Origin of the sequence: Cuneatibacter caecimuris (assembly GCF_004216775.1) — a bacterium.
In the GTDB taxonomy this organism is placed as follows: domain Bacteria; phylum Bacillota; class Clostridia; order Lachnospirales; family Lachnospiraceae; genus Cuneatibacter; species Cuneatibacter caecimuris.
Map to the genome: position 1 here is coordinate 87,913 of NZ_SGXF01000006.1, position 13,897 is coordinate 101,809.

The 13,897-nt window shown below is 51.7% G+C and carries 13 protein-coding genes; 1 reads left to right on the plus strand and 12 read right to left on the minus strand.

The annotated features are described in order from the left end of the window. Position 1 precedes the first annotated feature (1 nt). From EV209_RS13225 to EV209_RS13275, 11 genes are read right to left on the minus strand one after another with little or no spacing between them, the layout of a single operon-like run. Positions 2–856, minus strand: a complete 855-nt coding sequence (locus EV209_RS13225) for a patatin-like phospholipase family protein (RefSeq protein ID WP_130435949.1) — start codon at positions 854–856, stop codon at positions 2–4. 1 nt (position 857) lies between these two features. Further along, on the minus strand, positions 858–2,069 hold the full coding sequence (locus EV209_RS13230) for a hypothetical protein (protein WP_130435950.1): 1,212 nt from the start codon (positions 2,067–2,069) through the stop codon (positions 858–860). Between the two features lie 15 nt (positions 2,070–2,084). Further along, entirely contained in the window at positions 2,085–2,918 is an 834-nt protein-coding gene (gene proB, locus EV209_RS13235) for a glutamate 5-kinase (protein WP_130435951.1), read from the minus strand. A 33-nt stretch (positions 2,919–2,951) separates the two neighbouring features. Further along, a complete protein-coding gene (locus EV209_RS13240) occupies positions 2,952–4,583 on the minus strand; it encodes an NAD(P)/FAD-dependent oxidoreductase (protein ID WP_130435952.1) in 1,632 nt (543 codons plus the stop codon). Beyond that, on the minus strand, positions 4,580–5,809 hold the full coding sequence (locus EV209_RS13245; RefSeq protein WP_165388931.1) for a BaiN/RdsA family NAD(P)/FAD-dependent oxidoreductase: 1,230 nt from the start codon (positions 5,807–5,809) through the stop codon (positions 4,580–4,582). Before EV209_RS13245 ends, EV209_RS13240 begins: the two co-directional genes overlap by 4 nt. Positions 5,810–5,820: 11 nt before the next feature. Beyond that, the gene (locus EV209_RS13250) at positions 5,821–7,476 is read right to left on the minus strand and encodes a putative polysaccharide biosynthesis protein (protein ID WP_130435954.1); all 1,656 of its coding nucleotides are present in this window, start codon (positions 7,474–7,476) and stop codon (positions 5,821–5,823) included. 24 nt (positions 7,477–7,500) lie between these two features. Then, complete coding sequence (locus EV209_RS13255; RefSeq protein ID WP_130435955.1) at positions 7,501–8,628, minus strand: DUF3048 domain-containing protein; 1,128 nt, start codon at positions 8,626–8,628, stop codon at positions 7,501–7,503. Between the two features lie 33 nt (positions 8,629–8,661). Further along, positions 8,662–9,162: an rRNA maturation RNase YbeY gene (ybeY, locus tag EV209_RS13260; RefSeq protein ID WP_130435956.1), complete on the minus strand. Its 501-nt coding sequence runs from the start codon at positions 9,160–9,162 to the stop codon at positions 8,662–8,664. Continuing rightward, complete coding sequence (locus EV209_RS13265) at positions 9,146–10,156, minus strand: PhoH family protein (RefSeq protein WP_130435957.1); 1,011 nt, start codon at positions 10,154–10,156, stop codon at positions 9,146–9,148. The genes ybeY and EV209_RS13265 overlap by 17 nt, the downstream gene beginning before the upstream one ends. After that, positions 10,143–11,396, minus strand: coding sequence for a sporulation protein YqfD (locus tag EV209_RS13270; protein ID WP_130435958.1), 1,254 nt, complete (start codon positions 11,394–11,396; stop codon positions 10,143–10,145). Before EV209_RS13270 ends, EV209_RS13265 begins: the two co-directional genes overlap by 14 nt. Beyond that, the gene (locus tag EV209_RS13275; protein ID WP_130435959.1) at positions 11,393–11,686 is read right to left on the minus strand and encodes a YabP/YqfC family sporulation protein; all 294 of its coding nucleotides are present in this window, start codon (positions 11,684–11,686) and stop codon (positions 11,393–11,395) included. The genes EV209_RS13270 and EV209_RS13275 overlap by 4 nt, the downstream gene beginning before the upstream one ends. Positions 11,687–11,856: 170 nt before the next feature. Here EV209_RS13275 and asnA point away from each other — a divergent pair, with 170 nt between their 5' ends. After that, on the plus strand, positions 11,857–12,867 hold the full coding sequence (asnA, locus tag EV209_RS13280; protein ID WP_130435960.1) for an aspartate--ammonia ligase: 1,011 nt from the start codon (positions 11,857–11,859) through the stop codon (positions 12,865–12,867). Positions 12,868–12,899: 32 nt separating this feature from the next. Here asnA and EV209_RS13285 read toward each other — a convergent pair whose 3' ends face one another. Further along, on the minus strand, positions 12,900–13,808 hold the full coding sequence (locus EV209_RS13285; protein ID WP_130435961.1) for a YitT family protein: 909 nt from the start codon (positions 13,806–13,808) through the stop codon (positions 12,900–12,902). Positions 13,809–13,897 lie beyond the last annotated feature (89 nt).

Here is a 13,897-nt window from a genome sequence, read left to right on the forward strand (position 1 = left end):
CTCATTTCTCCAAATATTCCATCAGTGCGCCATACTGTTCCTGCATGGTCAGGTAGCCATGCTGATAGAACTGTTCCAATTTTTCCAATTTCTGCTCTGTTCTGCCGATTACAGGGGCTTTCGGACGGATCACGAAAACTCTGCCCTCTGCTTCCAGCCGTTCCACCAGCTCCAGAGACTTATTATAGATTTCATGACGGTGAAACAGAGCCTTTACCAATTCCGGATACGCCCTGTACTTCATCACCGCCAGCCTGACGGAAGCCCTCCCCGCAGTTTTTCGGTATCCCGCCGGCCTGGTGAGCACAATTACAGCCTTTTTATATCCTTCATGAAGCGCCCTGCGTATGGGGATGGAATCCGCCAGGCCTCCGTCCAGATAGGGGATGCCGTCCAGATCCACCATAGGAGACACAAACGGAAGGGAGCTGGACGCACGTACGATCTGCATGAGCCGGTCCCTGTCCTTCCTTTCATCCCAGTATTCCGCCCTTCCGGTCATGCAATTCGTCACCACCAGTTCTATCCTCGCGGAAGATGAAAAATAAGTTTCAAAGTCAAAGGGCACCAGCTCCATGGGATATGTATGAAATACTGTGTCCATATCAATATAGTATCCGGTCCGGAACAATTTTGATAAACCCATGACAGGCTCTTCCTCTCCGTCGCAGGCAGTGATACAGCTCTTTGTCCGTCCGGGCTGCCTGGAAATGTAGTCGATTCCATTGCAGGCCCCGCAGGAAACCCCGATCACGTAGGGAAGATATACTTGTCTCTCCATCAGATAATCCAATACTCCTGAGGTAAAAATACCGCGGTTTCCGCCGCCTTCCAGCACCAATCCTGCAGGTTTCATTTTATTCCTCCTCATTGCAGAGAAACATATAAACTATATTCAAATCCGGCGCTTCCAGCCAGCAAAGCCCTGCCCCTCTCTCCCTCAGCAGTTGTTTCATCTCGGGATATTGATAGACCTCATAGACTGTTTCCTGTCTGCCGGTAAACATCTTTTTCCGCATATTTTCAATGCACAGCAGATTTCCTGCAATTCCCGCCAGCCTGGATCTGTTTTGAAAACGGATTTCGCCGTTTCTTTTATCCAGGGGCACCAGGTGGGCATGGCTGCTGTCCCCATTGACCAGATAAGGCCTTCCCTGAATCAGACACCCTGTGCCCGGCAATTCTTCCCCTGCAGATTTTTTATAGGGATAGCGCTGAATTTCTTTTGTCTTCCAATTATAATTCACCAGTTCCCGGCCTTCGTTTTCCCGGAACACCCTGGAAAATATCAAATGGTCTCCTGTCATGCTCAGCCCGTAAATTGTTTCATAAAACTGAACGCTGCAGATGACTTCCATCGACAGCTGGCTCTGGGACAGGATCAGCTCGGATATCATCTGGGTGATGGGGATGATTCCAAGAAGCTCTACCGGCGCGTCTCCTTTTGTAAAACTGGAAAATCCTCCCTCCATCTGGGAATATCCAACCCGCACCGCACAGAGATTTCTTTCCAGAGGAAAGATCGTTTCAATACCGTAAGCGGAAATATTTTCCTCCGTCACCTGGTACTTCAGTTTCTCATCCAGATCGTAAAGAACCTGCTCAAAATCATAATATCCTTCATGTGTATTGTCCAGCGTAGACCGTCTGTAGGCGAACTGCAGGAGAATATAATTTGCGTTCAGGACAAAAACCTTCAGCTGCTTATCCTTCTGATACAGGGACGGCCTGTCAGTAAAACGAAGCAGCTCCTCCATTTTCTGTTCTTCCAGGAGGTAGCGGTACAGCACGCACTCCATTCGGTCCGCTGCCCCTTCTATCGCTTCCAGATGAAAGAAATAGGTATAATTCCGCTCATGCTCCGCAAAATAGAATTCTCCCATACGATGCTTCTCCATCTGCGGTTCGATTTCCTGTACGCGGTTTTCTTTCCCCCAATATATGCTTGCATTCATGGTTCTGAATCCAAACCTGCGGTCCGTTCCGGCATCTGTCAGCTGCAGCACCTTGCCTCCGCCCAGATACCGGCACTCCATATGAGGGACACCGTGAATCATCCGGATATCCATAGTTTCAGTCTCCTTTTAGCGCGAAATATAATCGATCAGGTCAAAGTTCAGATTTTTATGGGCCAGGAACAAAGTTCCTGTTTCCTGCCCTTCCATCACTCTGGCCAGGTTCTCTATATCTGATCCGTTGCAGATCACCATATCTGCCCCGGCGTCTGTGGCAATCCGCGCAGCCTCCAATTTCGCAGCCATTCCTCCGGTCCCCACGCCGCTGGAAGAAGTGGCCTTGCCCATCCCGGCCAGCTCTGCGGTGATTTCCGGAACCAGGCTGATAAATTCCGCCTGGGGGTTCTGGTGCGGGTCGTCGCTGTACAGCCCGTCGATATCGGAAAGCAGCACCAGAAGATCCGCCTGAATCAGCGCCGCCACCAGAGCGGACAGCCGGTCGTTGTCTCCGAACTGAATCTCATAGGTAGACACGGTGTCATTTTCATTAACAACTGGGATCACGCCCAGTTTCAGCAGCTCTTCAAATGTATTGCGGGCGTTTCTGCGGCTTAAGTCATTCAGCATGGTATTTTTCGTCATCAGGATCTGAGCCGCGGTCTGCTGGTATTCGCCGAACAGCTTCTGATAGGTCATCATCAGACGCGCCTGCCCGATGGCCGCCATGGCCTGTTTCTCTTCCACACGGTCAGGCTTTTTGCCAAACCCCATGGCCGTACATCCCACCGCAATCGCCCCAGACGAAACCAGGACCACGTCCCTTCCCTCGCCCCGCAGATCGCACAGCAGACGTACCAGCTTCTCCAGTTTCCGCAGATCCAGCATGCCGGTGGCGGCATGGGTGAGGGAGGAAGACCCGATTTTGATCACAATCCTTTTCTTTCCCTGCAAATGTTCCCGCATTGGTTTTCTCCTTTGTATGAAATCTTTTCTATTTTACACTATTTCATCCGATTCGTCAAATCCCGGCCTGGCATAACGGGAGATAATTTCCTCTGCCACTTTCATCCCGTCCATGGCGGCGGAGGTGATTCCTCCTGCATATCCGGCGCCCTCTCCGCAGGGGTACAACCCCTTTAGGCTGCTCTCCAGACGGTCGTCCCGGTCGATACGCACCGGGGAGGAGGTTCTGCTCTCAATGCCGGAAAGGACCGCGTCCGGCCTGTCAAATCCCTTTATTTTTTTCCCGAAAGCGCGAATTCCTTCTTCCAGGCTGACAGCCGCTTCCGGGGGGAGAATGCTGCGCAGGTCCCCGAACTGCCAGGTTCCTTTGATTGCAGGAATGATCCGCCCCAGCCCGGAAGAAATTCTGTCCAAACAGAAATCGCCAAAGAGCTGAACGGGAATCTTCCCGTTTCCCGCCCTGTACGCAGCTTCTTCCAGCCTTCTTTGAAACTCCATGCCGGATAAGGGACCTGTTCCTCCGAAATCTTCCGGCGTCACCGTCACGATCACAGCGCTGTTTGCGTTTTTACCGTCTCTGGCGTGATAGCTCATCCCATTTGTCGCCAGGCGGCCGGCTTCTGACGAGGCGTTTACCACATATCCTCCCGGACACATACAGAAGGTATAAACCCCTCTTCCATTCCCACAGGTATGGGTCAGCTTGTAATCTGCCGCCGGAAGGCCGGGAAGCTCTGTGCTCCCATACTGGGCCAGGGTCACCATATCCTGGGGGTGCTCAATGCGCAGGCCCACGGCAAATGCCTTGCTGTGCATGGAAATCTGGTGCCTATGAAGCATTTCAAAGGTATCTCTTGCGCTGTGCCCTACCGCCAGCACAACAGCTCCGGCCTCTATGGTCTTCCCGTCTTCCAAAACAATTCCGCACACCCGTCCATCCTGTACAATCAGGTCAGACGCCTTGCAGTGGAAAAGTACCTGGCCGCCCAGCCGCAATATCTCCTCCCGGATATTTTTAACGGCCCGGCGCAGCAGGTCTGTTCCGATATGGGGTTTGTTTTGCCATAGGATTTCCTCAGGGGCTCCCGCCTCCGCCAGCAGTTCCAGAACTTTTCTGTTCCTGCCGGAGACATCCTTTACCAGAGTATTCAGCTTGCCGTCGGAAAAAGCGCCCGCCCCGCCTTCTCCGAACTGCACGTTGGAATCTGCTTTGAGCGTTCCGCTGCTCCAAAAGGCCTCCACATCTTTCAGCCTTTCTTCCACTGCCGCCCCACGCTCAATGAGCACAGGGCGGTATCCTGCCCGGGCCAGAATCAGGCCGCAGAACAATCCGGCAGGGCCGGTTCCAATGATGAGAGGCGGGCCGGAAAGAGGCTGTGTTCCTGGTTCTGGAAACCGATAGGGTCTGATATCGGCAATCGTGATTTCTTTTTTCCGCAGCCTTTTCACAAGATCGGCCTCTTGTCTGTCATAGGGAGGCTTCATTTTAACAAAAACCTCATAGACCAGGAGCAGAGCCGGTTTTTTTCTGGCGTCAATGGACTGCTTTCTGATTGTCAGCTCTGCAATAGCTGACGGGGGAAGGCGCAGCAGAGCGGCAGCTTTCTTTCTTAATGCAGCCTCCGCGTGCCCTGGTTCCATTTTTATCTGTGTGATGCGTATCATAAATTTTCTCCTGCATGTTTTCCCGCAATCAGTCCGGTCGCCCAGGCCCAGTGCAGGTTATAGCCTCCGCAGAGGCCGTCGGCATCCAGCAGTTCTCCGGTCAGATATAGCCCGGGAACAAGGAGTGACTCCATGGTATTAGCACATATTTCTCTGAGGCGGACGCCTCCCGCGCAGACCTGGGCACTGTCAAATCCCTTTGTTCCGCTGACTTCCAGGTTGAACCGCTGCATCAGCCCCAGCAGCATTCTCTGTCTGGATACCGGAATCGAAGGCCAGATCCAATCAGGTTTTATTCCTGCTCTTCCCAGCAGCACTGCTGTAAGCTTTTCAGGAAGCGCCCCGCCTAAAGCGTCAGAAATCCCTTTATAGGATTGTTTCTCCAAAAAACGGCTCATTTCTTCTGAAAATTTCCTGGGGTTTTGCTCCGGAAAAAAGTTCAATCCCACAGCAACAGGAATATGGCCTGCCAACGCTTTGGAGGCATACCGGCTCACCTGGAAAACCGGAATTCCTGAGATTCCGTATTCCGTCAGCTGAAGTTCTCCCTGATCGCTTCCGGCTGCTTTCCCTCCGGTGAACAAAGTGACCTTTCCCTGCACCCGCACTCCCGACCAGTTTCGGAAGAATTTTCCTGCGCATTCCAGCTGGACCAGCGCAGGCACAGGCGGTATGAACGAATGTCCCAGCTGTGCTGCCAGGCTGTAACCGCTGCCGTCGCTGCCGGTTTTCGGCGCCGCACAGGAACCGCAGGACAGTACCAGCTTTCTGCCGCGGCAGCAGGCGTCCCCGGACCATACTTGAAAATCTCCGTTCGGAAGTTTCTCTGCCTTCTCCGCCCGGAATTCCGTGCGAATCGCCACTTTCAAGTAACGGCATTCCATCTCCAGAGCCTTCCGCACAGAAGAAGCCTGGCCGCTGGCCGGATACAGATACCCGTTTCTGGACATGGGCCGGATTCCCAGCTCCTCAAAAAACGCTACAATGGCAGGGGCCGGATACTGTTCTAAAACAGCGCCGATCCCTGCCGGGTCATCACTTCTGAAATAAGAAGCGTCCATCAATTCATTTGTATAATTACATTTTCCATTTCCGGTGGCCAGCAGCTTGCGGCCAGGAAGCTTTCCCTGCTCCAGTATGCACACGGAAGCGCCGCGCCGTGCCGCCGCAATGGCTGAGCACATCCCGGAGGCGCCTCCGCCAATGACAATTAAATCGTATTTCATTCCAGTCTCCATTACAGCAGATGCAGTTTTTTCGCCAGCCTCACCAGGCGTCCGCCCATCGGCAGATCCGCAATGTCAGCTTCATCTACACATCGTAAAAGCGGTAGGAGGACAGCATATACCAGAACCGCAATGATAATTGCTGCGATCACAGAAATCAGGTTGCTGGGAACCAGATAATGTGTCAGCTCATATGTGCCCCAGGCCGCTCCGCCCATCAGCGCCGACGCGGCAAGGGGCAGGAGAAAGCATTTGATAATTTCATACCGGAAACCCAGGTATTTTTCGATCGCCATGCAGTTCAGCGTACTCATGACTGCGCCGAAAAGAATGTATGAGAAAATCACTCCGTAAATATCCATATGCAGCAGCCACAGGCAGCCGCACAGCACAATGCAGTGCACGATCAGTGAGATCACAGCATTGCGCACCGGAATCCTCATCCTGTTGATTCCCTGCAGGATTCCGTTGGTTACGGTAGCCAGCGAGAAAAATACAACGGAAAGAGAACCGATGGTAAGATAAGACGCCGCCGCCGACTGGTCATGGGGAAACAGCAGATGAATAATCGGTCCCGCCAGGACTGTCAGGCCTACCGCTGAAGGGAGAGCGATCAGCATTGTCATTCGTATTCCGCTGCTGGCGCGGTCGATCATCTGAGCCCTGTTATTCTCACTCATGGCCCTGGTCAGGCTGGGAACCACAGAGGAGGACAGCGCTGAAGCGAAAGCCGTGGGAACATGGATCAGCAGCAGGTATTTCCCGGTGTACACACCGTAAATGCTCTTGTATTTTTCTGCTGCCCCCACGCCTGTCATATAATTTCCAAAAATGCTGTTGTCCACCAGATCCAGCATATTGTATGCGGCGGTGCTCAGAATAACAGGAATGATCGTCATGATGAGCATCTTTGTCATCCGCCCGTAAGATTCCTGTGCGGAAACGTGGTCATGGCGGGCGGCCCGCAGCAGATTCTTTCTGAAAGCCATGAACAGACATACACAGAACACCAGAGCGAGCAGCGCTCCGGCTCCGGTACCGATCGTCCCCCCCATAGCGCCCCAGGCAGCCGCATTTTTGGATGCCTCTTCTACAGCCTGCATTTTAAATCCGATATCGTACAGGAAATACGCTGCGGCTACGCTGATCACAGCATTGATAATCTGTTCCAGCAGTTGGGAAAAGGCGGTGGGGATCATGGTGTTCATACCCTGGAAAAATCCCCGAAGCACTCCCAGCACAGCCATCACCAGAATCGTCGGCGCAAGAGCTTTCAGCGCAAGAGCAGCCAGCGGCAGCCTGAGCACATATGTGGCCAGAGCGTCAGCCAGAAAAAAGGTCAGCGAAGAAAAAATCAGCCCGCTGACAATTGCGATCATCAGAGCACAGTGAAACAGTCTGTAAACATTTTTATATTCTTTTCTGGCAATTCTGGAAGAAATCAGTTTGGAAACCGCCAAAGGCATGCTGTAGGAAGACAGCAGCAGCATCAGGCTGTAAATGTTGTAGGCCGCCCCATAGTAAGTGTTGCCCTGATCTCCGATGATGTTCGTCATCGGGATACGGTACAGCATCCCGATCAGTCTGGAGATAATGCCTGCGGCTGCCAGGATGCTGCCCTGAATAATAAATTGGTTATTTTTGTTTTTCTTTTGTTTTGCTGTCATGGACCTGTTATCCTCTTTATCCTGTTACTGGAAATGCACTCCGCCGAACCGGTCGGACTGTACGATGCAGACCCAGGTTTTTCCCTGATTCAGGCGGATTTCTTTTCCGTCCGCGCCAAAATAATGTGTCTGTCCCCATTCAGAATCCTTCGTCCATGTCACCGGAACGGCTTTTCCTTCTGTGATAAAATACCCGTTGCCGCCGGATTGGACATCAAAATTCAAATAGGGCGTATCGTCATAATGGGTCATGTTACAGGACTGAATGATAATATTTTTTACAGCCAGCTGCTGGTTCACAGCAGCGTCCATATGGGCTTCTCCGTACTGAAACCGTTTGTAAAGACCGCTGGCTGCATCGTATTCAAACCATGGCTCATTGACCGGATAGTTGGGATTTACCAGAACAGCGTCCGCGCCTCCCTTTAAATCCACCGGGCTTTCGCTGTTTTTCACAAACTGGAAATGGCCGGTATAATCGCCAGGATAAGTTGTGGAAAAACCGTTTTTCTCCATTGAGGCATCAATCCGTTCCCCGCTGGTAAATGCATTGTGAGGGGATTGTCTGTCCGATGTCCTGAAAAAGAGTTCTGATCCTGAATCGCTGAGGCAGTCAAAATGCTCGAACCCCGGGCTGTTGAGATAGGGCTGCGCATAAAAAGCCTCTCCGAAATGCCCCAGGACAGCATCGAATTCCTTGCTGAAAAAGCAAAAATAAGTCCTGGCGCTTCGCAGGGAACCGATCCTGTCCAGACCGGAATAGTCTTCAAAGACCGGCATCAGCCTGTTGATTCCTCCCTCTGCCGGCGCTTCATAGATCACGCCTGCCTTGGATAGACCGTACTGCGGGAGCGCCGCCTGCGTATTCCCGATCATCAGAGCGACAGGCCTTCTCTGAGCCTGTTCTATGCTGACAAGCTCTCCGGTCAGAAAGCTGTACTGCATGCCTTCCGGAAGCTGTTCTTTTGTCTCCCCATCTGTTGTTTCTTCTTTTGTACCGGTTTTTGTCTCAGCCTGAGTCGTCGGCGCCAGTGTTACCACCTGCCCTGTCTGGGACGGCGCAGTAGGACTTGACGCCTCTTTTCCGCAGCCGGCGGCGGCAAGCGCCATGCATCCGGCCATGATGAAAGCCCACAATTTTTGTTTCCTCATATCTGTTTCCTCCGGTTCTGTTTTTTATTTCTGTTATCTGGTGATTCCCAGATTCTGGAGCACAGCTTCCTGGCGCTGTTCCATCACAGCCCGCTCCTCTTCCTCCATATGGTCATATCCCATCAGGTGGAGCATGCTGTGCGCGACCAGAAAGGCCAGCTCCCGCTTACGGCTGTGGCCGTATTCTTCCGCCTGGGAACAGATCTTGTCCACAGACAGCACAATATCGCCCAAAAGCAGTTCTCCGGTGTCCGGATTACAGACATCAAAACCTTCTTCCTCCACCTTTGAAAAATCTGCCGGCGATTCAAATTCCAGCATGGGGAATGACAGCACATCCGTAGGCGCGTCAATTCCTCTGTTTTCTCTGTTGATTTCCTGAATGGAAGGGTTATCCGTCACCAGCACGCTGATTTCCGCTTCATAGGGGCACTGCTCATATTCCAGAGCTGCCTCCGCTACTGTGCGGATCAGCAGATCCGCGTCCTCCACTCCCAATTCTTTCTCTGTTTCGTATTCAATGCTGACTGTCATACCCTCTTCTCACGCCCGGGCGCTTTCCCGGCTTCTCCCCTTTATTTTCGTATTCTTCATAGGCCTTCACAATCTTCTGTACCAGAGGGTGGCGCACCACGTCCTGGTTGGTCAGCTGGATCATGGCGATGTCTTCCACACGGCGGAGCACCTTCATGGCCACATCCAGTCCGGAGGCCTGTCCTCCGGGAAGATCTTTCTGAGTCTGATCCCCGGTCACGATCACCTTGGAGCCGAAACCAATCCGTGTCAGGAACATTTTCATCTGGGCCGGCGTGGTGTTCTGGGCTTCGTCCAGAATAATATAAGCGTTATCCAGGGTCCGTCCCCGCATATAGGCCAGGGGCGCCACTTCTATCAGCCCTTTTTCTGAATTGTGCAGGAAACTTTCGGGTCCCATGATCTGATAGAGCGCGTCATACAACGGCCGCAGGTAGGGGTCGATTTTGCTCTGCAGGTCTCCTGGCAGAAAACCCAGCTTTTCTCCCGCTTCAATGGCCGGCCTGGTGAGAATAATCCTTCCCACCTCGTTGTTTTTAAACGCCTGGATAGCCATTGCCATTGCCAGATAGGTTTTGCCGGTTCCGGCAGGCCCTACGCCGAATACGATCATCTTTTTCCGGATGGCATCAATATACTGCTTCTGTCCCAGGGTTTTCGGCTTCACCGGACGGCCGTTGATGGTCCGGCAGATTACGTCCCTGTCAATTTCCAGAAGCGCCTTGTCCTTTTCCTCAAATGCCAGGGAAAGCGCGTAATCCACATTCTGTTCCGCAATGGCATTCCCTCTCAGGGACAGCTGAAGCAGTGTATCCAGCACACTCTTGGCGCGCTGCACTGTATCGGGCCCGCCGATGATCTTCAGCTCCCCCTCACGAAAAATCATGGTCACATGAAGTGTACGCTCGATTTTTTTCATAAAAACATCAAATTGGCCGAAGATATTTGCCTGATGTTCTGCGGGTATATCCACTATTGTTTCAATCATGCTCATTTTGTTCTGTCTGATTCTCCTTGGGCAGTAAATTCTCCTGGGGGATCGGCCGGCGTTCTGCAGCCTGGTATACTGCGTGCACTTCCGCGCTGACAGTACAGTTATCCCCTATTATTTGTACTATAACATTTTTTGAAGATATTTGCACTGTTTTTTTTGCTAAATTTTCCAAATACTGTGCAAGTCGTTTCTCTCCTTCAGCTCTCGCCTCCTCTTCAGTGTAACGGTGCTGTTCCAGGGCATAGGCGGTATTTTCAATTGTACCCCAATAAAGAGGCAGATAAAAGTGTTCGAATAATTTCATCTGGTGTTCCTGGACCAGTTGTTCTTCCTGATCACCCGGAGTTCCGGGGGAAAACAGCGAAAACTGCCGGTCAAATACTCTGAAAAAATATCCTGTTTTTCCTGCCACAGGCTTCTGTTCCAGCACGGTCATGGAGAATGTATCCTGATATTCAGAAATTGTTTCGATCAGAACGTCTCCGTCCGCCGCCACAGATTTCTGGCTGAATATTTCCTGGGAATCATTGGTATATTCCAGCAGCCCGCTGATCAGAACATCCCCGGCCTTGACCTCCTGACCGGCAGATACCTTCGGGGTCCCGCTTCTGGTCACAATCGACTGCACGGTTCCCGACACGTCGGCCACCAAATCGCTGGGGCTTTTTTCCTCCTCTTCTGCCTGGCCGGCAGAAAGCTTCAAATACCCGTCGTTTTCCTTGATATGTACGACCAGCCTGGTACCGTCGATCTGTGCCGATACCCAGGTGACGTCATTGTAAGCGTTGCGGATCAGTTTTTCCAGCTGTTCGCAGCCTGCGTCAGATACCAGCATCCCGCAGTCATACCCGTTCTGCCGCAAAAATTTTCTCAGCTGCACGTCCGTATAATGCAGGTTTCCCTGAAATTCGATATCCCAAATGAACAGCGACAGTGCGTAGAGGAGCAGAAAAAAGCAGCCGGTTCCAGCCATCATCAGCTTCCGCCTGCGGTTTCTGTACAGCCAGAACGGCAGCCCTGTCCGCCTGCAGATGCGCAAGCGCACGCGGGATTTCCGCACAAGGCCTTTCAGCTTTTTGAAATTCTCCAGGCTGATACAGATATGATAACCGTCGTCTCTTGCCTGCAGCGCCCACAGTTCCAGTCCGTGATGCTGGCAAAGATTCAGGAAACGTTCCGGCCCGATTCCGGAAATTACGATTTCCACATATCCTGTCAGAAAACGATACAGCTTTTTCATTTCCGCCCTCCCATTTCAAATGAAACAGATTCGATCATCCCGGATATTTCCAGAATCTCTGCTGTGAACTGCCGGATTATCAGACGTTTTCCGGTAATCCTCAGGTTTTTATGCTTGCCTTTCAGCAGCAGGCAGCAGTCCGTAAACTGCATAATTCCTCTGTGATTTTCTATCCGCAGCCCGCAATTCCCGACCATCGTTACCAGTATCGCGCCGGAAACCACATCTTCAGGAAGGGAAAAATGCTCGGCCAGAGCCTGCGGCAGGGATGTAAGTTTCCTCTTGGGCATCCTGTTTTCACCCTCCCGGAGTTGTTGTTCACTGAATATTTTATGAAATTGCTCCCGGAAAAATGCAAAAACTTACTGCAAAATAAATTCTGATATGATATACTCTATCGGGATGAAGCACTGCATAAGATGTAAATGACAGAAACAGGGGCAAAAAGGAGGCAATGATTGTGAAGGAACTTCTGATTCCAGAGGGATACCTCCCTCAGATGTCCGTCCGGGAAACCGAGATCGGCATCAAATATGTAAAAGACTATTTTGAACGGGTGCTGGCAAAAGAGCTGAACCTGACCCGCGTGTCGGCTCCGCTGTTTGTTACGCCGGAATCCGGTCTGAATGATAATCTGAACGGCGTGGAACGTCCTGTATCCTTTGGGATACGGGAACAGGGGGAGCGCAGGGTGGAAATCGTACACTCTCTGGCAAAATGGAAGCGCTATGCGCTGGGCCGTTATGGTTTTCGTCCCGGTGAAGGACTGTATACAGATATGAACGCAATCCGGAGAGATGAGGATACCGATAACCTGCATTCTCTTTTTGTGGACCAGTGGGACTGGGAAAAAATTATTGCAAAAGAAGAGCGCACCACAGAAAAACTGGAAGAAATAGTAACACATGTCTATCAGGCTCTGAAAAGCACAGAGGAATATGTGGCTCATCATTTTTCTTTTGTTAAAGAAATTCTCCCCAGAGAAATCCATTTTATCACCACTCAGGAGCTGGAAGACCGCTACCCTGAAAAAACACCCAAAGAACGGGAATACCTGGCAGCCAAAGAATACGGCGCTGTCTTCCTGAAACAGATCGGCGGCGCCCTTGCCTCAGGAATGCCCCACGACGGACGCGCCCCCGATTATGACGACTGGAATCTGAACGGGGATATTATCGTATATTATCCTGTACTGGATACGGCTCTGGAGCTATCCTCCATGGGAATCCGCGTGGATGAAGAAGCGCTGATGCGCCAGCTGAAAGCTGCAGGATGTCCGGAACGCGCCAACATGCCTTTCCAGAAAGCGCTCCTGGAACATAAACTGCCCTACACCATCGGAGGCGGGATCGGCCAGTCCCGGATCTGCATGTTTTTCCTGCGCAAAGCCCATATCGGAGAGGTGCAGTCCTCTATCTGGCCGGAGGAAGTGGAAAAAGAGGCGGAAGAAAAGGGAATTCCGCTCCTGTAATATTCATATTGTCCAGCACAGCGCGCCGCAGACTAATTCTGCGGCGCGTCTTTTGAGTTTTCCGGAGTTCCGTCTGACTTTCGATATAATTTCTGGATGGAAAAACCTCTTCCCCGCACCTCGTTTACTTTGCTGACCACCATAAATGCTTTAGGATCGATCTCCTGAACCAGCTTGTTCAGCTGGGGAAGCTCCCGGTTGGATACCACTGCCAGTACCATGGGCTGTTCCTGCTGCAGATACCCCGTGGTGGCATGAATCAGCGTACAGCCTCTGTCCAGCCTGCTGATCACCGCCCGGCACACCGCATCGTGCCTGCGGGTGATGATCTTCACCTGTGTCTGCGCTGTTCCGAAAAGAAGTATCTTGTCCAGCACCATTGTGTAGATCAGCACCAGAAGGATTCCATATAAAATCTGCTCTTTATTGGAAAAAGTCATCTGCAGCAGCAGAATTGTCACATCAAATCCATAGAGCATCACAGATACCGGCAGGCCCAGTTTTTTATTCAGAACCAGAGGCGGGATATCCATGCCTCCGGTGGACGCTCCGGCGCGGATCACAATGCCGATAGCCAGGCCGATCATCAGCCCTCCAAATACAGTAGCCAGCATCGGGTCCTCTGTCATGTGCTGCAGAGCCGGAATTTTCTGAAATACGCCCAGAATCACAGGATAATAGAAAGTGCTCAGCAGCGTGGTAAGCGCAAAAGCCTTTCCCAACACAGCAGCCCCCAGCAGAAACATCACCAGATTAAACAGCAATACGAATACTGAGATGGGAATCTGGAAATAATATTCCGCCGTGATCGCCAGCCCCGTAGTGCCTCCTGTAATCAGGCCTCCCGGCAGAATAAAAGCAGCCACCGCCAGCGCATAGATTGTATTGCCGGCCAGGATCAGGAGCAGATTCTGAGCAAGTTTTTTCCAATTCTTTTTCATGTTTATCCTTCTTTCCCAATGTAGTAATTCATTATCAGAATAAAGCGCATCAAAAAAGCAGGCCAGCGCCTGCCCTTTTCCATGATAAT